Annotated in this window: 24 protein-coding genes; 11 read left to right on the top strand and 13 right to left on the bottom strand. The window is 46.4% G+C overall.

Going from position 1 to position 20,210, the window contains the following annotated elements; genetic code table 11:
- Positions 1–7: 7 nt before the first annotated feature.
- The 4 genes from ICW23_RS08790 to spoIIID all read right to left on the bottom strand — a co-directional run bounded on the left by ICW23_RS08790 (position 8) and on the right by spoIIID (position 3,273).
- Positions 8–829: a flagellar hook-basal body protein gene (locus tag ICW23_RS08790; RefSeq protein WP_029575297.1), complete on the bottom strand. Its 822-nt coding sequence runs from the start codon at positions 827–829 to the stop codon at positions 8–10.
- A 24-nt stretch (positions 830–853) separates the two neighbouring features.
- The gene (locus ICW23_RS08785; RefSeq protein ID WP_047475848.1) at positions 854–1,651 is read right to left on the bottom strand and encodes a flagellar hook-basal body complex protein FlhO; all 798 of its coding nucleotides are present in this window, start codon (positions 1,649–1,651) and stop codon (positions 854–856) included.
- 159 nt (positions 1,652–1,810) lie between these two features.
- Complete coding sequence (gene mbl / locus ICW23_RS08780; protein WP_016937680.1) at positions 1,811–2,812, bottom strand: cell shape-determining protein Mbl; 1,002 nt, start codon at positions 2,810–2,812, stop codon at positions 1,811–1,813.
- Between the two features lie 179 nt (positions 2,813–2,991).
- Positions 2,992–3,273 carry a sporulation transcriptional regulator SpoIIID gene (spoIIID, locus tag ICW23_RS08775; protein WP_003151236.1) on the bottom strand — a complete coding sequence of 94 codons (282 nt, stop codon included), beginning with the start codon at positions 3,271–3,273 and terminating at the stop codon, positions 2,992–2,994.
- Positions 3,274–3,605: 332 nt separating this feature from the next.
- Between spoIIID and ICW23_RS08770 the strand changes: the two genes are divergently transcribed.
- A complete protein-coding gene (locus tag ICW23_RS08770) occupies positions 3,606–4,019 on the top strand; it encodes a MarR family winged helix-turn-helix transcriptional regulator (protein ID WP_188154351.1) in 414 nt (137 codons plus the stop codon).
- Between the two features lie 24 nt (positions 4,020–4,043).
- A complete protein-coding gene (locus ICW23_RS08765) occupies positions 4,044–5,240 on the top strand; it encodes an MFS transporter (protein WP_045926376.1) in 1,197 nt (398 codons plus the stop codon).
- A 35-nt stretch (positions 5,241–5,275) separates the two neighbouring features.
- Here ICW23_RS08765 and ICW23_RS08760 read toward each other — a convergent pair whose 3' ends face one another.
- The 3 genes from ICW23_RS08760 to ICW23_RS08750 all read right to left on the bottom strand — a co-directional run bounded on the left by ICW23_RS08760 (position 5,276) and on the right by ICW23_RS08750 (position 8,823).
- Positions 5,276–6,730 carry an NCS1 family nucleobase:cation symporter-1 gene (locus ICW23_RS08760; RefSeq protein WP_188154350.1) on the bottom strand — a complete coding sequence of 485 codons (1,455 nt, stop codon included), beginning with the start codon at positions 6,728–6,730 and terminating at the stop codon, positions 5,276–5,278.
- A 165-nt stretch (positions 6,731–6,895) separates the two neighbouring features.
- Positions 6,896–8,260: an MFS transporter gene (locus ICW23_RS08755; protein ID WP_188154349.1), complete on the bottom strand. Its 1,365-nt coding sequence runs from the start codon at positions 8,258–8,260 to the stop codon at positions 6,896–6,898.
- The gene (locus ICW23_RS08750; protein WP_016937675.1) at positions 8,257–8,823 is read right to left on the bottom strand and encodes an isochorismatase family protein; all 567 of its coding nucleotides are present in this window, start codon (positions 8,821–8,823) and stop codon (positions 8,257–8,259) included. Before ICW23_RS08750 ends, ICW23_RS08755 begins: the two co-directional genes overlap by 4 nt.
- Before the next feature lie 252 nt (positions 8,824–9,075).
- Between ICW23_RS08750 and ICW23_RS08745 the strand changes: the two genes are divergently transcribed.
- Both ICW23_RS08745 and ICW23_RS08740 read left to right on the top strand, forming a co-directional pair.
- A complete protein-coding gene (locus ICW23_RS08745) occupies positions 9,076–10,287 on the top strand; it encodes an ammonium transporter (RefSeq protein WP_016937674.1) in 1,212 nt (403 codons plus the stop codon).
- A 17-nt stretch (positions 10,288–10,304) separates the two neighbouring features.
- The gene (locus ICW23_RS08740; protein WP_003151222.1) at positions 10,305–10,655 is read left to right on the top strand and encodes a P-II family nitrogen regulator; all 351 of its coding nucleotides are present in this window, start codon (positions 10,305–10,307) and stop codon (positions 10,653–10,655) included.
- A 54-nt stretch (positions 10,656–10,709) separates the two neighbouring features.
- On the opposite strand, the gene ftsW is transcribed toward ICW23_RS08740, so the two are convergent.
- Positions 10,710–11,864, bottom strand: coding sequence for a putative lipid II flippase FtsW (gene ftsW / locus ICW23_RS08735; RefSeq protein ID WP_045926372.1), 1,155 nt, complete (start codon positions 11,862–11,864; stop codon positions 10,710–10,712).
- Positions 11,865–12,028: 164 nt separating this feature from the next.
- On the opposite strand from ftsW, the gene ICW23_RS08730 reads away from it, so the two are divergent.
- Both ICW23_RS08730 and ICW23_RS08725 read left to right on the top strand, forming a co-directional pair.
- Positions 12,029–12,604, top strand: coding sequence for an undecaprenyl-diphosphatase (locus tag ICW23_RS08730; RefSeq protein ID WP_047475852.1), 576 nt, complete (start codon positions 12,029–12,031; stop codon positions 12,602–12,604).
- Between the two features lie 246 nt (positions 12,605–12,850).
- Entirely contained in the window at positions 12,851–13,219 is a 369-nt protein-coding gene (locus ICW23_RS08725) for a hypothetical protein (RefSeq protein WP_016937671.1), read from the top strand.
- Here the strand turns inward: ICW23_RS08725 and ICW23_RS08720 are convergent.
- Both ICW23_RS08720 and spoIIQ read right to left on the bottom strand, forming a co-directional pair.
- Positions 13,191–13,670: a VanZ family protein gene (locus ICW23_RS08720; protein ID WP_188154348.1), complete on the bottom strand. Its 480-nt coding sequence runs from the start codon at positions 13,668–13,670 to the stop codon at positions 13,191–13,193. The genes ICW23_RS08725 and ICW23_RS08720 overlap by 29 nt on opposite strands.
- A gap of 91 nt (positions 13,671–13,761) precedes the next feature.
- Positions 13,762–14,631: a stage II sporulation protein SpoIIQ gene (gene spoIIQ / locus ICW23_RS08715; RefSeq protein WP_016937669.1), complete on the bottom strand. Its 870-nt coding sequence runs from the start codon at positions 14,629–14,631 to the stop codon at positions 13,762–13,764.
- A 138-nt stretch (positions 14,632–14,769) separates the two neighbouring features.
- Here spoIIQ and ICW23_RS08710 point away from each other — a divergent pair, with 138 nt between their 5' ends.
- On the top strand, positions 14,770–15,261 hold the full coding sequence (locus tag ICW23_RS08710) for a GNAT family N-acetyltransferase (RefSeq protein WP_095241277.1): 492 nt from the start codon (positions 14,770–14,772) through the stop codon (positions 15,259–15,261).
- Positions 15,258–15,707, top strand: a complete 450-nt coding sequence (locus tag ICW23_RS08705) for a DUF5362 family protein (protein WP_188154347.1) — start codon at positions 15,258–15,260, stop codon at positions 15,705–15,707. Before ICW23_RS08710 ends, ICW23_RS08705 begins: the two co-directional genes overlap by 4 nt.
- Positions 15,708–15,738: 31 nt before the next feature.
- Here the strand turns inward: ICW23_RS08705 and ICW23_RS08700 are convergent, their stop codons facing one another.
- Complete coding sequence (locus ICW23_RS08700; protein ID WP_016937666.1) at positions 15,739–16,176, bottom strand: DUF5392 family protein; 438 nt, start codon at positions 16,174–16,176, stop codon at positions 15,739–15,741.
- Between the two features lie 220 nt (positions 16,177–16,396).
- On the opposite strand from ICW23_RS08700, the gene cls reads away from it, so the two are divergent.
- The 3 genes from cls to xynA all read left to right on the top strand — a co-directional run bounded on the left by cls (position 16,397) and on the right by xynA (position 19,410).
- The gene (gene cls, locus ICW23_RS08695) at positions 16,397–17,845 is read left to right on the top strand and encodes a cardiolipin synthase (protein ID WP_016937665.1); all 1,449 of its coding nucleotides are present in this window, start codon (positions 16,397–16,399) and stop codon (positions 17,843–17,845) included.
- Between the two features lie 137 nt (positions 17,846–17,982).
- On the top strand, positions 17,983–18,369 hold the full coding sequence (locus tag ICW23_RS08690) for a DUF5362 family protein (protein ID WP_060964070.1): 387 nt from the start codon (positions 17,983–17,985) through the stop codon (positions 18,367–18,369).
- A 399-nt stretch (positions 18,370–18,768) separates the two neighbouring features.
- Complete coding sequence (gene xynA / locus ICW23_RS08685; protein WP_016937663.1) at positions 18,769–19,410, top strand: endo-1,4-beta-xylanase XynA; 642 nt, start codon at positions 18,769–18,771, stop codon at positions 19,408–19,410.
- Between the two features lie 145 nt (positions 19,411–19,555).
- Here xynA and ICW23_RS19100 read toward each other — a convergent pair whose 3' ends face one another.
- The gene (locus ICW23_RS19100) at positions 19,556–19,687 is read right to left on the bottom strand and encodes a hypothetical protein (protein WP_262481954.1); all 132 of its coding nucleotides are present in this window, start codon (positions 19,685–19,687) and stop codon (positions 19,556–19,558) included.
- A gap of 21 nt (positions 19,688–19,708) precedes the next feature.
- Positions 19,709–20,113 carry an Rrf2 family transcriptional regulator gene (locus ICW23_RS08680; RefSeq protein ID WP_099744606.1) on the bottom strand — a complete coding sequence of 135 codons (405 nt, stop codon included), beginning with the start codon at positions 20,111–20,113 and terminating at the stop codon, positions 19,709–19,711.
- Between the last annotated feature and the right edge of the window lie 97 nt (positions 20,114–20,210).

The raw sequence follows: 20,210 nt of genomic DNA, 5'->3' as shown, positions 1-20,210 counted from the left end.
TCTTTTATTATCTGACTGAGTTGATTAAGCCCAGCATTTGGTCTCCCAATGTAATCGTGCGGCTGTTCAGCTGGTAAGAACGCTGCGACACGATTAAGTCGGTCATTTCCTTAGACATATCGACATTTGAATTTTCAAGCGCCCCCTGCTCCATGCCGATCCCCTGCCGGTTTGCGCCGGTCAGCTCTTCAATCGCTGAAGCTCCCGCACCGTTTACGGAAAACAGATTATCCCCTTCCGCATGAAGCGCCTGAGGATTATTGACATTGACGATGCCGAGATTAAACGTCTGAGAACGGGTCCCTGCCTGGTCTGAAGCTGTCAGGGTTCCGGTTTTGCTGATTTTCAGCTTAGTCAGCGAGCTGTCAATTTGGATGGGCTGACCGTTCTCATCGAGGATGGGATTGCCTCCCGCCGTCATCAGCTGCAGAACCCGGTTATTTCCGCCGGCCGGCTTGAGGGTGAGTGAGCCGTCCCTTGTATACACCCGCCGTCCGTCCGCTTCTGCCTGGAGATATTGATATGGTGATGTGAACGCGATATCAAGATCACGGTCGGTTTTTTTGATGCTTCCCTGCCCTGAATCCAGCTGCGGCGTCATCATCGCTCCGGCGCCGAGACGCAGGCCGGGCGGTGTTTTCCGCATGTTCGGCGAATTTTCCTTTTTATCATCTATTTGATCATACTGCTGCCTGATCAGCTCGGAAAAGCGGGAGTCCCTCGCTTTATAGCCTGTCGTATCACTGTTTGAAAGGTTGCTGCTGACTGTATCCATCTGCTGCTGAAGCTGGTTTAAGGCTGTTGAAGCCGTCAGCATTGATCTGAGCATCATAATTGAACGTCCCCCATTTTATTACACTTTGCCGATTTCATTTGCGGCTTTATCCATGCTTTTATCGTAAGCCTGAATGACTTTCTGATTGGCTTCAAATGATCTGTATGCTTCCGTCATTTCTGTATACGTGCTTGTCACGTCCACGTTTGAAAGCTCCGAGACGCCTTGTTTTAAGGTATACGAGACTTGGGGATTCGCCGCCGCACTCGGCAGTTCAGAGCCGTCGGCCGTGCTGTATAGGTCATTGCCGTCCCGTTTCAGATTGCGCACGTCTTCTTCCATTCTGATGTCAATCTGTCCCGCCGGCCGGCCGTTTGTTGTGACCGTGCCGTTTTCTGATACGGTGAATTTTTCATTGTCGACTGTAATCGGCTGTCCGTTTGTTGATAAAACAAGGTTTCCGTTTATCGTAAGCTGATTGTTTTCATTTAATGAGAAAGTGCTGCTTTTTGAATAGCGGACGCCGCCCGCAGTCTGAACCGGATAAAACAGCTCGGCGTTTTCATTCGTTTCGGCATTCTTGGGAACTTGATTCTCCATAAGCGCGATATCCGTCGGCTGATCGGTCGTTTTCAGGCTGCCCTGCGTGAACAATGGTTTCAGCTCCTGCATGTACACGCCTGTGTTGACGGAACCGATTTTCGTTTTTTTGTCGCCTTCTATTCGGCTCAAAAGCATTTCGGGAAAGGCGCGGATTGAACCTTGATCCTCTTTGTACCCTGATGTATTCGCGTTTGCGATATTATTTGACAGCATTTCCGTTCTTCTCTGCTGTGTAATCATTGCGGACGTTGCGGTATATAATCCTTTTAACAAGTCTTCCACCTCTGAAATAGCATGATTTCCAGTTGCCTAACTGGAACATTTGTTCTATAATGAAGATCAGCATTTTTTCTTATTATCGGATTTACATTCCCTTTCGTGAAGGGTTTTACAGAAAAAACCTCATTCTTTTTCAAGAATGAGGTTTTATGATCAGCTCAGTTTGCGTTTTGGAAGCTTGTCCATGTTATCAAGCATGACGCCGGTTCCGACCGCAACACAATCCATCGGATTCTCAGCGACAAGAACAGGCACCTTCAGTTCTTCGGCAAGAAGCTGGTCAAGTCCGTTTAAAAGCGCTCCCCCGCCGGTAATGATGACGCCGCGGTCGATGATATCAGCGGACAATTCAGGCGGTGTTCTTTCAAGAACCTGCTTGGCAGCCTGCACAATGACGGCAACTGATTCACGAAGGGCTTCTTCCACTTCTTTGCTGTTTACTGTAATCGTTCTCGGCAGACCGGAAACCATGTCACGGCCGCGAATGGTGATTTCTTCATGACGTGCGTCTGGGAAAACCGTTGCGACCTTCACCTTAATATCTTCAGCGGTACGCTCACCGATCAGCAGCTTGTACTCGCGTTTGATATAATTTAAGATTTCCATGTCAAACTTGTCCCCAGCCATCTTAATAGAAGAGGAGGTGACAATATCGCCCATAGAAATAACTGCGATATCCGTCGTACCGCCTCCGATGTCAACAACCATGTTACCGCTCGGCTGGAAGATTTCCATACCTGCGCCGATAGCGGCAACTTTCGGTTCTTCTTCAAGGTACACATGCTTTCCGCCGCTTTTTTCTGCGGCTTCTTTAATCGCTTTTTGCTCAACGGACGTAATATTCGTCGGGCAGCAGATCAGCATACGCGGTTTTGAGAAAAGTCCTTTTACATTCAGTTTATTAATGAAGTGTTTCAGCATGGCTTCTGTTACTTCGAAGTCTGCGATTACGCCGTCTTTCAGCGGACGGATCGCAACAATGTTCCCAGGTGTACGTCCAACCATTCGTCTGGCTTCTTCGCCGACCGCCAGCACTTTGCCACTGTTTTTATCAAGCGCCACAACGGACGGCTCATTCAGAACAATTCCTTTTCCTTTTACATGGATCAGTACATTTGCAGTACCGAGGTCAATTCCAATATCCCTTGCAAACATCTATTTATATCCTCCTTGATATCTGTTTCACAGTAAAATATCCACATTGTGCCCTAATTATATATATTATCATAATTTATCAAAAAAAAGCTGCTGAACGAGATAAGTTCTTGACAAAATTTTGCGGATATTCGCGAAACCGCCAGGAGGAAAAAAAGGGAGCCGGCAGACGTCAGACGCTACGGCTGCTGAACGGGCTCCCCTTCTAGAATTTCATCTTTTTTGTACTTTAATTTCGTCGCCTCTCCCCCTCTTAAATGTCTGATGGATTTATGATAATCGAGTATTTCTTTTACTTCATTCGCCAAGTCAGGATTGATTTCAGGCAGGCGCTCTGTCAGATCTTTGTGTACGGTACTTTTGGAAACACCAAACTCTTTCGCAATGACACGAACGGTTTTTTTCGTCTCCACGATATACTTACCAATCTTGATTGTTCGCTCTTTGATGTAATCGTGCACACCACTCGACCTCCCCAGTTGGATGTGAGAAGTGTGAAATGAGATCCGTATTCTGTAACAGATTCACTGATGATGCAGCTTCTTTGTTGTCCGATTATATAAGAAGGTTTTTGAAATATGCCCACGATCCCTCACCTCAAACACTCTCTTTGATAGGTTTGTAACAGTGTATTAGCAATGAATTGGGAATATGCTAAAAACTCAATAAGGACAAGGGACGGATCGCAATTTTCTGCTTTTTGAACGAGGGGCTTTACATCCGCGCGATCCTGCTGTAGAATGAAACAGCGCAATTAGTTACTTAGGTAAGTTTTTTGAAAAGGAGAACGGAAATGATCCCCGTCAACAGACGCCTCATTCATCAAATCAATCAATGCGCCCGCCTGATTACGAAGAAAGCCAATGAGCGGCTGGAACCATTCGGCCTGTACTCCTCTCAATGGTCAATCCTATATTGCTTGAAAACGATCGGACCGATGACCCAAAAAGAAATCTGGTCCTATCTGAATGTGGAGGCGCCGACCGTTACCAGAACGATCAAACGCCTTGAAGAAAACGGCTGGATTCAGCGGGAACAGGGAGAAGACAAGCGGGAAAAGCTCGTCGTCTTGACGAAGGAAGCTGAATTGAAATACGACTGCATCAATCAAGAGATGCTGAAGTTCGAGGAAGACATGCTTGCGTATTTCCAAGATGGAGATAAGGAAGCTTTTTCTGAGTTTCTGAATGTGTTTTTAACGAAATAAAAAAGAAAGGGAAGTGCTGTACTTTTGAGTAAATCTGACTCGATCTGGACCAAAGATTTTATTATGGTCGTACTCGTGAATTTATTTGTCTTTGTGTTCTTTTATACATTTTTGGCCGTGCTGCCTATTTATATGATTCAGGAGCTTGGCGGCAGTGAATCGCAAGGAGGGCTTTTGATCAGCCTGTTCCTGTTATCTGCTATTATTACCCGTCCTTTTTCAGGGTCGATTATTGAACGGTTCGGCAAGAAAAGAATGACGATTGTATCTCTGGCGCTGTTCGCCCTGTCTTCTTATCTGTATTTGCCGATACACAATTTCTATCTGCTGCTCGGACTGCGTTTTTTCCAAGGCATCTGGTTCAGCATTTTAACGACGGTCACGGGTGCAATTGCCGCTGACCTTATTCCCGCCAAGCGGCGCGGCGAGGGACTCGGTTATTTCGCGATGTCTATGAACCTTGCCATGGCGATCGGTCCGTTTCTCGGGCTGAGCCTTGTGAAAGTCATTTCATTCCCGGTTTTCTTTACGATTTTCGCCGTGTTTGTTTCTTTAGGCTTGTTAATTGCTTTCATGATTCGCGTGCCGGATCAAAACAACAGCGGAACGACTGTCTTCCGTTTTTCTTTCTCCGACATGTTTGAAAAAGGTGCGCTTAAAATCGCGATTGTCGGGTTGTCCATTTCTTTCTGTTATTCAAGTGTGACTTCATATTTATCTGTTTATGCAAAGACGATCCATCTGTTGGATGTCAGCGGCTATTTCTTCGTCTGTTTCGCCGTGACGATGATGGCAGCCCGTCCTTTCACAGGAAAGCTGTTTGACAAAATCGGACCGGGAATCGTCATCTACCCGTCGATTATCGTGTTTTCCGCAGGGCTTTGCATGCTGGCAATGACAAACAGCGCCCTCATGCTTCTCTTATCAGGCGCCGTCATCGGTCTCGGCTACGGCTCTATCGTACCGTGTATGCAGACTTTGGCGATTCAGAACTCGCCCGGACACCGTTCAGGCTTCGCAACGGCTACCTTCTTCACTTTCTTTGACAGCGGGATTGCCGGCGGGTCCTATGTATTCGGCCTCTTCGTCGCTTCGGCCGGATTCCATTCGATTTATCTGGCAGCGGGGCTGTTCGTCCTGATTGCTTTACTTCTGTATGGCTGGAGCCAGAAAAAAAGAACGCCGCTTGAAGCGGACGGAAACGTTTCAATCGCAGACTGATATGACAAAAAGCCGGGGGCAGCCCCCGGCTTTTTTTATTCTGCCGCTCTTTCCCGCACCATTTGTCCCGCCGCTTTCGCATAAGGCGGATGGAAATACATAAGCACCGTATAACCGAGACATGACACAATCACACCCGCGAACCAGGAAATATCGTAGATGCCGGCGAACGCCGGGACGTACATCCCGATTAAGGAAATAAACGCGCCGAGAAAGGTCGCGGCAAAAGCCCGGTAATTATAGCCTTTGTAATAAGTGTACTGTCCGTTTTCCGAATAAAGGTCTTCAACTGAAAGCTGTCTTTTTCTGATGAGAAAATAATCAGCCATCATCACCCCGGCTACCGGTCCGAGCATCCCGCCGATGAGTCCGAGAAACGCATATACATTCGTGGCGCTCTCCATCAGCTTCCACGGTATTGTGAACAGGGCCAGAACGGCGGTCAAATACCCTCCCCTTCTGAACGTAATATATTTAGGCAGGGCATTCGCCAAGTCATAGGCCGGTGACACGATGTTTGCCGCCACGTTGACCGAGACGGCGGCGATGCAGAGTGTGATGACCGAAAGAGCGATAACGAAAGGATTATCAAACCGGGCCAAAATCTCCACCACATCCCAAATTGGTTTCCCGAATTCAACCTGTGATCCGGATGTCACTGTAATGCTTGCAAACGCAAACAGGGCAAACGTTCCCGGCAGGCCGTAAAACTGGCCGCGAATCTGTTCTTTTTGCGACGCGGCGAACCGGGTGAAGTCAGGAATATTCAGAATCAATGTCGCCCATATTCCGATAATGCCCGTTACTCCCGCCGCAAACGGCCAAAACGTTTCAGAAAAGGTATGAAATTTCCCCGGCTGCGAGTAAATCGGACCGAGCCCGCCGGCAATATCTATCGCCCACCAGACCATGCCGCCGAATACGAGATAAACAAGCGGACCCGCCCACACTTCAAATTTTTTGATCGATTCCATGCCGTGCCTCAGCACAAGCAGATGAATGCCCCAAAAGAAAATAAACGCCAGAAAGCCCGACAGATGAAGCCCGAATATATTCCAATCTCCGCCGAGGCTTCCCCAGCCCGGCCATATGTTCAGCAGCAGAATGTTTAAAGCCGTGCTTCCGGCAAATGTTTGAATTCCGAGCCACATAATGGCCGTAAACGCCCGGAGAAGCGCCGGAATGTTTGCGCCGTATATTCCGTAAGAAGCCCTGATGATGACCGGAAAGGGAAGCCCGTATTTCGTTCCGGCATGTCCGTTTAAGGCGAGAGCGGCGAATAAAATGAGTGATGCTGTCACGATAATGGCGAGCACCTGCCACGGAGAAAGGCCGATCGCAATGAGCCCGCCTACAGTCGCATAGGTCGGGATGTTATGAATGCAGCCCATCCAGATAGATGCAAAATTCACCGCTTTCCACGTCCGTTCTCCTTCTTCTAAAGGCAGTAAATCTTTGTTGCTGAGCCGATCATTCGTTGGTTTTTTCATCTTCACCCTCCTGTATGTACGGTTTCCTCACATATCATGTTAAAGAATATAACTGAAAATTCCGTAAATAACATTGGGCGCTATCGACAATTTTCGTTTTGATTTTTGAGCACATTGCACATAAAAAAAGAGACGGGAAGTACCCGTCTCTTTTTGATGCGGCTGTTAAGAGGCCTTTTTGAGAAGAACCGAAAACCGGAACGCCATCAAAAGGCTTACGGCGCCGACAATGATAAGAATCGTGCCGAGCATATGAAAATGGCCGGCGGTTATTTCTTTCCCGAAAAGAATGCCCAAAATGACGGAAGATAAAATCGAACCGAGATACCGGCAGGTCTGAAACAGGCCGGACGTTGTTCCGACCATGTCTGCTGGACTTGTTTTCAGCATGGCCGCCTGAAACGTCACATTGCCGAAGCCGTAACCGACACCCAGCACGGACAGAATCAGCCCCTTACCTATCATAGGCGCCTGAAGGAAGAAGAACGTTAACAGAACAGCCCCGATCGCGGTCAGGCAGGTTCCGGCAACAATCGGCTGAAGAACCCCTTTCTTATCTATCCATTTTCCGGTCAAAGGCGACACCAGGATGCTCATGCCTGACATAAACAGCATAATCATTCCGCTTGTCTGGACGGACAAATGCATTTCATCCTGAAAATAGCTTGGAAGTCCGAAAAAGATGCAGTAAAAGAATATATTCAGCAGAATAAATTGAATATACACCGACGATAGTTTCCGATGCGTTTTAAACAGCCTGACATCAATAAACGGCTTCTCCGTTTTCAGCTCGCGCCAGATAAACAGCCCGACAAACAAAAGCCCGAATATGCCTTCTGTATAATGGGGCTTCGTACTGAAGGACAACAAAAATGACAAAAGCAGAATAATCGCCCCGGCAAACAGGAGTATCCCGATCGTATCAAGCTGGCGGAGCACGGCTTTCAAGCCGCCGATCTCGCGCTTTTCATCTTTCGGAAACATATACATCCCGAGAAAAAAGCTGAGAATGATAAACGGCAGATTGACGAAAAAGATCGCGGGCCACCCTCCCCAAACGATCAGAAAACCGCCGAGTGTCGGACCGAGCGCCGTCATAGCTGATGCAAAGATCGACAGGACGGCAAGCGCCGACGCCTGCTTCTCCTGTATATTCGAACGGATCAACCCGACGCCGGACGGATATATCGCGCTGCTTCCGATCGATTGAAACAGTCTCATCATTAACAACGTCATGAAAGTCGGCGCAAACGGCGCGCCGACGGCCGAGACGGCAACAAGCAGAAGCCCGATCAAAAACAGCTTCTTCCTGCCGAGCATATCACCGAGCTTTCCGGTAACAGGCTGCGCCACCGCACTGGCCAGATAAAAGGACGATATCAGCCAGGACACCGTTGTAAACGACAGGTGAAATTCATGCTGAATACTGTGAAGCGCAAGAGAAATCATCGACGAGTTCAATGGGTTCAGCATCGTCCCCGAAGCCACGGCCGTTAAAAACAGAACGCGGCTTTTTTTGGAGATTGTCATTTTGTCTGTGCGATAAATTCTTCCGTCGTCCGGCTTCTGCCGATTCTCGGGAAGATAAACTTGAGTGTCGCTTCGTGCTGTTCATCGCTGAACGTCGCCATCGCGTCAGTCACGAAAACTTGCTGATACCCGAGCTGAAAAGCTTCCCGCGCCGTGCTTTCCACACCGATGTTTGTCGCAATCCCGCATAATACAATCGTGTCGATTCCCCGTCTTCTGAGCTGAAGATCCAGATCCGTGCCGAAAAACGCGCCCCACTGCCGTTTTGTCACCGTATAATCATCTTCTTTCACTCCGATTTCAGGCACAAATTCAGCCCAATCCGCCGCCGGAGCCGAATGGCCCGCCGCCCCTTCATCCGTCAGCGGCTTCAGCGCATCAGCCCCGTCATGAAAATCAACGTTCACAAAGCTGATAAAACCGCCTTTTTCCCGGAACACATCAATTAATTTTTTCGCGTTTGGCACAACGGCCCCGCTTTTATCCATTGGCACAATGCCTTTTTGTAAATCAATAAGGACCAAAGCCGTTTTTTCAAATTGCAGATTCAATGATGTTGTCATATTCAATTCCTCCTGATGCAGTTAGTGTTTCTCACCCCGATTATTTTACTCTTTCCCGGACAGGATTTCTTCTTCCGTGCTCCGATGCTCTTTTTATGGATATAAAGTCACATGACGTTCATTTGAAAAGCGACATGATGAATGCAAAAAACCATGTCAGATAACCTTACACGAAAATGTTTTATCATTCTTTTTTCTCTATAATAATGAATTAATCACAATTACATTCTGAATGAGACGGAGGAATACAACATGCAGATGGGCGATACAGTATTTATGTTCTTTTGCGCTTTACTCGTGTGGCTGATGACCCCCGGGCTGGCTTTATTTTACGGCGGAATGGTAAAAAGCAAAAATGTGCTCAGCACGGCGATGCACAGTTTTTCTTCCATTGCCATCGTATCCGTCGTTTGGGTTTTGTACGGATATTCACTTGCTTTTGCTCCCGGCAATACATGGCTTGGCGGCATTGAATGGGCGGGGCTGAAGGGAATCGGTTTTGACCCCGGAAGCTACAGTGATACGATCCCGCATTCATTGTTCATGATGTTCCAAATGACATTTGCAGTCCTGACGACGGCGATTATTTCCGGAGCATTCGCTGAACGCATGAGATTCAGTGCTTTTCTTTTATTTTCCTTTTTGTGGGTTTCCCTCGTATATACACCTGTTGCGCACTGGGTATGGGGCGGCGGCTGGATCGGCCAAATGGGCGCCCTTGATTTTGCGGGCGGAAATGTTGTTCACATCTCTTCCGGAGTTGCCGGACTCGTTCTGGCGATTGTCCTCGGGAAACGCAAGGACGGCACGGCGGCTTCTCCTCACAACTTAATTTATACGTTCTTGGGCGGGGCGCTCATTTGGTTCGGATGGTTCGGCTTCAATGTCGGCAGCGCCCTGACGCTTGACAGTATCGCGATGTTTGCTTTCATTAATACAAACACCGCAGCTGCGGCCGGAATTATCGGCTGGATTCTAATCGAATGGATGCTGAACAAGAAACCGACTATGCTGGGTGCTGTATCAGGCGCTATCGCCGGACTTGTCGCCATTACGCCGGCTGCCGGGTTCGTTACGCCGTTTTCTTCCATCGTGATCGGTTTTATCGGCGGGCTTGTCTGCTTTTGGGGCGTGTATTGGCTCAAAAAGACTTTCGGATACGATGATGCGCTTGACGCTTTCGGCCTGCATGGAATCGGCGGGACATGGGGCGGCATCGCGACCGGTTTATTCGCCACCACTTCCGTCAATGACGGCGGGGCAAACGGGCTGTTTTACGGCGATCCGGGACTGCTTTGGAAACAGATTGCGGCCATTGCGGCAACCTATGTATTTGTATTTATTGTCACTTTCGTTATCATTAAAATTGTAGGTCTGTTCATTCCCCTCCGCGCCAGTGAAGAAGAAGAATCACTCGGGCTTGATTTAACGATGCATGGGGAAAAAGCATATCAGGACTTATAAAGTGAGGAGTGACTTAGATGAGCGGTCAAATGTTCAAGGTAGAAATCGTTACGCGTCCGGCTAAGTTTGAAACATTGAAGCAGGAACTCGGTAAAATCGGAGTCACATCGCTGACTTTCTCCAACGTACACGGCTGCGGCCTTCAAAAAGCCCACACCGAACTGTACCGCGGAGTCAAAATTGAAAGCAATGTGTATGAACGGCTGAAAGTGGAAATCGTTGTCAGCAAGGTCCCCGTTGATCAAGTGGTGGAAACGGCGAAAAAAGTGCTGAAAACGGGAGAGCCCGGCGACGGCAAAATATTTGTCTATGAAATCGGAAACACGATTAATATCCGCACCGGAGAAGAAGGACCAGGAGCTTTATAAACATACAGAACGCCCGGAGACAGCATGTCCCGGGCGTTTTTTTTTCGGGCTTCATTAAAAAGAAGAAGCCTTTTTTTCATGCGGGACAGGCCGCTTATGCCGTACGGTTTGTTTTTTTGAATATGTACTGATATTGACCAGTATGCCGCACAAAAACAGCGTCATAATCAATGAAGAACCGCCGTAGCTGATAAACGGAAGCGGCACACCCGTAACCGGGAGGAGTCCGCTCATCGCTCCCAAATTCAATACAACCTGAAACATCAATTGGAACGTAATTCCGATGGCGAGAAGCTTCCCGAACGGGTCATCAGCACGCATGGCTGTTTTTACGCCGAGAAGCATTAACGCGAAATATAATCCCAACACGATCAGAACACCGAATATCCCCAGTTCTTCGCTGATCACAGCCATAATGAAGTCAGTATGCGCCTCAGGCAGGTAATTCATTTTTTCAACACTGTTCCCAAGGCCTCTTCCGAAAAATCCGCCTCCGGAAATGGCGAAATAAGATTGAATCAGCTGATAGCCGTCCCCGTTTGCGTCACCAAACGGATTGGTAAAAGAAACAAGCCGCTTCACACGATAGGAAGCGGAAAATGCGAGATAAACGACTCCCGACACCGCCGTTGCGCCGAGCACAAGCAAATGGCGCTTTTTCAAGCCGGCACATAATAAAATTGACCCGCACGCCGCCAGAATTAAGGAAGCTGTTCCTAAATCAGGCTCCGCCAATGTCAGCAGAAAAGCGGTTCCCAAAATGACTAAAGGCGGCAGAACCCCCTTCACAAATTGATGAATGTACGGCTGCTTTTTCGTGTAAATCGCAGCGAAATACAAAATCATCGCGATCTTCGCCAATTCAGACGGCTGTATGACAAGCGGCCCCGCTCCCAGCCATCTGCGGGAAAAATTCCGCTCCAGCCCGATTCCCGGTATCAATACGAGCAGCAGCAACACCAGCGATCCGACCACAAACAGCGGTACAAGCCGGGCATACCGCTTATACGGCAGACAGGCTGCAAATAAAAATAAGCATATTCCGATCAGCAAAGAGGTTCTCTGTTTATGGAAGAAATAGGATGGATCTCCGTATCGCTGAGACCCCATCACATCACTGGCGCTGTACACCATTAACAAACCGAATCCGCAAAGCAGCATGATGACAAACACAAGCGGCAGATCGGCGTTTTTCAAACGTTTCAGCAACGGACAAAACTCCTTCGGCTATTCTTTTCCCTCATACTTGACGCACAGTAATACAGTCACGTTTCATTCTGTTTACTTTTTTATAATTATTTTTAATACCAATTGTGTCTCATAGAAAAAAGCATTACACTGTTCATATAAAATAAAGATAAAAGGTGATATTTGTGAATTACGAACTGTTTAAAGCGATCAATGGTTTGTCGCACCATAGTGCCATTCTCGACTCTATCATGGTATTTATAACGGAATACGCCCTTTACGCCTACGCCCTTTTCCTGCTTGCCATGTGGCTGTTTGGAAACACAAAAGGCAGACAAAACGCTCTGTACGCAGGCTTTACCGGTATTGCAGCGCTTATCGTCAACTACATCATCACAAAAATCTATATCGAGCCGCGCCCCTTTGTCGATCATACGGTTCATACGCTGATCCCTCATGCCGCGGATGCTTCTTTTCCGAGTGACCATACGACAGGCGCTTTGGCCATTTCAATTGCGATTCTGTTCCGCAACAAAAAACTCGGCTGGCCGCTAGTAATTTTCGGCCTTTTGACCGGCTTCTCAAGAATTTGGGTCGGCCACCATTATCCGATTGATGTACTCGGAAGCATTATCGTTTCCCTCGTTGTCGGATTCCTGCTGTTCAGGTTTTCAAATGTGCTTCGTCCGATTGTCGACCTGATCGTGCGAATCTACGAAAGCATCGTTCATAAAAACAAATCGACAAACCATCATATATAAAAAAAGCCGGCGTCTTTCACAGACTGCCGGTTTTTGTATGTTTGGCGCTATGTTTTTACGGTCGCCCTGCCGCACAACTCCTTCAGCTGCAGCCAAGGCGCGTTCCGTTGTCTGCCTTGGTCACGAAAAACCCAGCATCATATCAGGAATAACAACAAGATATAAGTGAGAGAAAAACATCATTTGTTTATAATAAAAGTGATTTAAGTTTTGCATAAATATTCTAGTGGAAGGAGCTAGTTTAAAATGAGAGAAGAAAATCAATTTAAAAATGAAACCTTAGGTCAAAGAAAAAGGAGAGAGATTAGAGAAAAACAACGAGCCAGAGAGAAGTCTCCTGAAGCTATAGAGAAAAAGAAGAGATTGAAACAGGAAGAACTGTATTCGATGAATAATGTACGACAAACACTTAGCAAGAGTAGCGAAAAAACAAGAAAAAGATTCGCACAAAAAGGAAAGTATACAACAGGTACTAGTAAGGAACAAAAAAAATGGGAACAAAAAAGAAAAGATAAGTACAATCAACGAGTGTGGAAAGGATGGAGGGAAAAAGATGATGATCAAGCGGCTCCTGTTACTACATACACTATAGAAGAATTAGAGAAACTAAAATAATGACTTGCGGAAGCTGTAGTAGTGGTGTACTTCTGATTGCTTCGTAAAAATGGAGCATTCTCACTTTTTTCCTTTGTAAAACACAGAATACAGCAATGCCGAGACTGTCAATCAGCACATCACGGAGGCAGCCGTTTCTGCCGAAAAAGAGCTGGACGATTTCTGTCAGGAAGGCGGCGGCCAATGCATAGAGCACCGCCCTCTTCATGCGTCTGCGCTCCCTGAAAAACAAACAAGTGAGCACAAAAAAGGAAAACGCGTGCCCGAGCTTTTGAATCGCCGCTTCAGGTACGGTGAGCTCCGCCATATCGAACACAAAGAAACCGGATGCATCCGGATGGGGCGTGAAACGGAAGGCCATCGTCTGCGTCACAATCATATCGTGAAAGCTTTCAGTCAAAGCAGAAATGAAAATAAAGACGAGCCACCCCGCCGCCAGACATTTATTCATTCAGCATCTCCCTCGTTTTCTATTAGTATAAAGGCACATAAAGCAAAATGAAAAGCGCCTATCAGAGCTGATAGGCGCTTAAGGATCACAGTTACTTGCCTGAATCTTTCATTGAACCGTCATCTTTACCATCTGTCTTGTCTTTTGTGCCGTCTTCTTTACCGCCGGGTTTTTCCTCGGTTTCTTGTTTAGGCGTCACATCTTTTTTCTCGGAAGACTGCTGAATGGACCCTTCCGTTTCTTCTGTTACAGCGTTTTTCTCTTCAGCTGCCGCTTTTTCAATAGATGTTACCGGTTTGTCCATAAAGTTCAGCGGATTCATTGCTACGCCGTCTTTGCGGATTTCAAAGTGCACGTGATTTCCGCTTTCTTCACTGTAAAGGTTTTTTCCTGATTTTCCGATAACCTGGTTCTGCTTCACTTTGTCGCCCTGATCGACGCTGACTTCAGATAGAGACTGATAGACAGTAGACAGGCCGTCTGAGTGTTCAATTTCAACCACATATCCCAGTACCGGATCTTTAGCAGCTTTCACAACCGTACCGCTCAGAGAAGCGGAAACGTCAAATGATTTTCCGTCTTTCTCAGCTAAGTCAATTCCTTTACTTAGGCTGTACGTGTTATTATAGTTAACAAGTGCTGCTTCTTTCTCTTTTTTTGCGGCATTCGTTTCATAAAACTTTTTCACAACAGAAACATTTTCAGAATGAGCAGCCGGCATTGCGACGTTTTCCATTGACTTTCCTACTTCGACGGCATCGTCTTTGCCGCTGTCATACGCGGAGTTTCCGCCGTTATTCGTCAGATTGTCCTTCACATCATTTGAAACGGATTGATACCAAAGGACAGCTGTTAAAATGACGGCCGCACTGACTAAGTAAATTGCAGGGAATATCCAGCGTTTGCGAAAGAACCGCTGAAGTTTTTTGACTTGAGAAGTTTTCTTTTCTTCCTCTCTCATTTGTTCATCACCTCAGCAACATTCTGAACACTTTTCTGAAAATATATACACATCATAAAAAAACTTTTTTGGAAGTAGTATGTGCAGATTGCTCATAATTATGTAATGAAATGTGAAGGGAGATCCCGGAATATGAATTTGACCCTGCGCAAAGCCGTATTGGAAGATTTAGATGCGGTTGTGGCTATATACAACTCGACGATCGCCTCACGGATGGTAACGGCTGATACGGAAGAAGTGACGCCCGAAGACCGGATGGATTGGTTTTTGCGGCACACGGACAGGCGCCCGCTGATGGTCGCGGAAGATGAAAACGGAAAAGTGGCGGCCTGGATCAGCTTCGAAACGTTTTACGGCCGTCCGGCCTATGACAAAACGGCGGAGATCAGTATTTATCTGCATCAGGATTGCCGGGGCAAAGGAGCGGGAAGCTTTCTGCTGAAAGAAGCCCTTGAGATGGCTCCGAAAATCGGCATCCGTAATCTGATGGCTTTTATCTTCGGCCATAATGTGCCGAGCATTAAGCTGTTTGAAAAATTCGGTTTTACCGAATGGGGCGTATTCCCGGGTATCGCCGAAATGGACGGAAAACGATATGACTTGAACATTTTAGGGAGAGAACTGTCATGATCAGCATCGATAAAGACAAAGACGAAAACCAGCCGCTCAATAAAAAAGCCCGTTCCCTTGCCGACATCGCCAAGTGGGGAAAAATCACCGCCGTGTTTCTTATCATTACGGGCTCTCTTTCCGCTCTGTCAGCCATTGTGACGCTGCTCGGAGCCATACCGGGTGTTTTGCTCATCATTTCCGGCGTCATGCTGATGCGCTCGGCAAAAGCCGCAGCCGCCCTTCAGGGAGAATCAGAAGAAAACGCGGAAGAAAATATGCTCGAACATTACGCATCCTTTATCAAAATGCAGTTCTTTTACGCAGTATCGAGTGTGGCATTGGGCATTATCGCTTTTATTTTATTCGTCATTTTCGCTGTCATCGGAATTGTGGCTTACCACAGCACTGATACGTATGACGCGCCTGATTCATATTACTATGAGAACGACCCTGTGTTTGAATGACAAAAAGAGCTGATCGCGCGTCAGCTCTTTTTTAATACAGCATCTCTTTTTTTCGATCTTCTTCTGTTAAGAATTCAATAAAGCTTTTCATCGCAGACGGCTCCTCCGCTACCAATCGGGTATAGGCGCTTTTCCGTTCCTCGGACAGAATATTGCTTTTTCTGATTCTGTTCAGCATATACAGGCGGATCGTTTTTTGCACCTGTTTCCGCTGGTAGCCGGCTTCTTTAAAAAACGCAAGACCCAGAGCCGCAAGGAGTGCAAAAATGCCGGCCGACACGAGGGCTCCTCTCCCGGAAGGGGCCTGAATCAAAAGCGATGCCAGATGAAACAGACTAAAAGCGGCGAGCGGGAAAGCGAGAAAACGGTAAATGATGCTTTTTTTCATCAGCGGTGCGATGGCGATTTGTATTTTCTGAATTTCTTTTTTTATGAATCCCGGCAATTGTTCCGCATGTTCCAGCTTCATACCCTCTCCCCTTTGCTGTCATTTTTGTCTTCTTTTTCATATATGCTTATTCTACCGCACCCGGAACTTTCTTTGAAAGAAAACTGCATCCATCTTTGATTCCGGCTCTTTATTCTTTTAAATTGTCAATGTTATAATTTGAAATGGGAATCAGATTGCTGCACTTGTCGGAATACTAATGGGCACAGTCTTGATAAATATGATATAGCGGGGTTGCAAAGTGAGCATTTCATTTATTTTATTCGGATTTTTTTTCGTTTTAAATATACTTTTGGCCGTCATCATGATTTTCAAAGAAAGACGCGACGCCAGCGCTTCATGGGCCTGGCTCTTGGTTCTTTTTTTTATTCCCATTTTGGGGTTTATTTTATACCTGTTATTCGGCCATAACCTGAGACGCAAGCACCTGTTTCAATGGGAAGACCGTAAAAAGATCGGGATTGAAAAGCTGCTGAAGTCTCAGCTGAAAGATCTGAAGTCGAGGCAATTCCAATTTAACAACAGGGCGACCGTGGATAATAAAGATCTCATCTATATGCTTGTCATGAACAACCACGCGGTTTTTACAGAGGATAATTCGGTTGAGATTTTAACGGACGGGCGCGATAAGTTCAAACGTTTAATGCAGGACATTTCCAACGCAAAAGATCATATTCACCTTCAATACTATATTTATAAAGGTGATGAGCTGGGGAAAAAATTGCGTGACGCCTTAGTGAAAAAAGCACAGGAAGGCGTAAAGGTCAGAGTGTTATATGATGAACTCGGTTCACGATCACTCAGAAAAAAATTCTTCAAGCCGCTTCGGGACGCCGGCGGCCATGTGGAAGTCTTCTTTCCTTCCAGGCTTCGTCCGATTAATTTGCGGCTCAATTATCGGAATCACCGCAAGCTCGTGATTATTGACGGCGAAACCGGCTATGTCGGCGGCTTTAACGTCGGAGATGAATATCTCGGCCTGAATCCGAAATTCGGCTATTGGCGGGATACGCACCTCAGGCTTCAAGGTACGGCGGTACATGCCATTCAGACACGGTTTATCCTCGATTGGAACCAAGCCTCCCATCACCATACGCTCACTTACGTTCCGAATCATTTTCCGGAATGCGAGCCGAAGGGCAATGTCGGGATGCAGATTGTCACAAGCGGACCGGATTCAGAATGGGAACAAATTAAAAACGGCTATATTAAGATGATCTCAACGGCGAAACGGTCGATCCTGATTCAGACGCCTTACTTTATTCCTGACTCCAGTCTTTTAGACGCCCTCAGGATCGCCTGTCTGTCAGGCATCGACGTCAAAATCATGATCCCGAACAAACCGGATCACGCTTTCGTTTACTGGGCGACTTTATCTTACATAGGCGATCTTTTGAAAGCCGGGGCCTCGGTCTACATTTACGATAACGGCTTTATTCATGCGAAAACGATTGTCGTCGATGATGAGACGGCTTCGGTCGGTACCGCGAATATCGACGTCAGAAGCTTCAGGCTTAATTTTGAAGTCAACGCCTTTATTTATGACGTCACCATCGCGAAAAAGCTCATTTCCTCATTTAAAGAAGATCTGCTCGTCTCCAGAAAATATACGTATGAAGAATATCAGGAGCGTTCGCTGTGGATCCGCATTAAAGAATCGGTTTCAAGGCTTCTGTCGCCGATTTTGTAATTCCCGGGTGTAACCCGGGAATTTTATCATATAGAAACGGATGCACGGCAGGAAAAAAACACATTTTATATTCAAAAGAATGACCGAATAGTGTATAAATGAAAAGTGAGTATTTTTTTGTAAAGGAGTGCCATGTTTTGAAACCTGAATCAGTGAACCGTTCGCTTATTTCTATTTCGAAATGGGGAAAAGCGACAGGTATTTTATTCATTATTATGGGCGCATTTGCAGCGCTGTCGGGTGCGTTTTTCTTCTTAATCGGAGCCATTCCCGGCGTTTTGCAGATTATTGCCGGCATTTTTCTGATGCGCTCGGCAAAAGAAGCCGGACAGATGGCGGAACAGTTCAATGAACTGACAGAGGAACATATGCTGGAGAATTACGCAAAATTCGTGAAAATGCAGGGGATCTACCTCATTGTAACGATCGGCCTGTCCGTTCTCGGCATCATTCTCTTCATTGTCCTCATGACGTTCGGCATTGTTGACGGTATGTTTGATAACATTGATGCAAATACATATTAAAAATCCCGGCGCGTGAGCCCGGGATTTTTTCTTATTCGGCTTGCAGCTCCACTATTGCCCTTTAACGAGGCTGGCCATTCCTCTGCAGGTATCGGCGATTAAATCCCCTCTTACATCGAATACAAAGTAAAACATGACAGATGACTCCGTCAGATTCAGAAACAAGAATTGTGATTCTGCGAAAAAAGAGTAAGGCTATGGCGGAACAGGACCGCCCATAATGTATTTTTTAGGCCTTTGTAATTAAATTACAAATACTCATAATCTTCACTTATGCATTCGTGATATGATATTGAAGGGAGCGGTCAAAAGCTTTGGCGTTAGTCATTAAGAAGGTTTTAAATCTATACGGGTGCTGCCTCACGTCAAAGTCAGAAAAAATATTATAGGAGGTCACATATGTTTAAATTTAAAAAGAAGTTCTTAGTTGGATTAACGACAGCTTTAATGGGTATTAGCTTGTTTTCGTCAACCGCGTCTGCAGCCGGCACAGACTACTGGCAAAATTGGACTGATGGAGGCGGAATCGTAAACGCTGTCAATGGGTCTGGCGGGAATTACAGTGTTAATTGGTCCAATACCGGAAATTTCGTTGTTGGTAAAGGCTGGACGACAGGTTCCCCATTCAGAACCATAAACTATAATGCCGGAGTTTGGGCGCCGAATGGCAATGGATATTTGACTTTATATGGCTGGACGAGATCACCTCTCATCGAATATTATGTAGTGGATTCATGGGGTACTTACAGACCTACCGGAGCGTATAAAGGTACTGTAAAAAGTGATGGAGGTACATATGACATCTATACAACGACACGTTATAACGCACCTTCCATTGATGGCGATAACACTACTTTTACGCAGTACTGGAGTGTCCGTCAGACAAAGAGACCAACTGGAAGCAACGCTACAATCACTTTCAGCAATCATGTTAACGCATGGAAGAGTCATGGAATGAATCTGGGCAGTAATTGGTCTTACCAAGTCTTAGCGACAGAGGGATATCAAAGCAGCGGGAGTTCTAACGTAACAGTGTGGTAACACATCATCTTTAATCAGGGGCAGCTAACGGGCTGCTGATCGTTCCTTGAGAAATTTTAAAATCATTATGATTGTGAGTGCTAAGAGGCGACGGTCTTTTAGTTGGACTCCCGATATGGAGCCAAAACCGCAGCCTCTTGATCTTTTACGTTTGATGCATGTCTCCGATGGCTGTCATTTCATGCCTGCGTTCCTTCGCTTCTATCATAACGGCTTTTCCCGCTTTTCCGCTGTTCTTTTCCTCCTTATTCCTGTAACCATTTTTGTTACACCACAAACGGCATGAAGCCATCTCTTTTTAACAAAAGAGATGATTCATTACATCATAAAGAGATTTGTTCGCCAGTTCATTCTCCATTGCCCGCTGTACGCTTCCGAACGTCTCATCAAGCGCACGCTGAATATTTTTGCCGACCGGACAGTCCGGATTCGGATTGTCGTGAATCGCAAAAAGCTCTTCCTTATTTTGTACCGCCCTGTAAACCTCTAAGAGGGTAATCTCCGACGGATCTTTTTTCAGGCTGGCTCCCGCAACACCTGCCCGGGATGTCAGAAGACCTGCTTTTTTGAGCTGGCTGATCGTTCTCCGCACTACGACGGGATTGGTGTTTACGCTGTCCGCAATCATATCTGACGATGCCCGTTCATCCGTTGAGATCAGCGAAAGAATGTGAATGGCCACAGCAAGACGGCTGTTAATCATGTTTTTCACCACCGGTGTAACCACTATGGTTACATTTCATTTGTTTTTCAATTATTAATATACACTAAAATACGCGGCAGGATGAAATCAAGTTGAC

The sequence above is a fragment of the Bacillus sp. 1021 genome (assembly GCF_014534735.1).
GTDB lineage: Bacteria > Bacillota > Bacilli > Bacillales > Bacillaceae > Bacillus > Bacillus siamensis.
The sequence above is the reverse complement of the archived record's forward strand: the minus strand, read 5'-3'. Positions and strand labels throughout refer to the sequence as shown.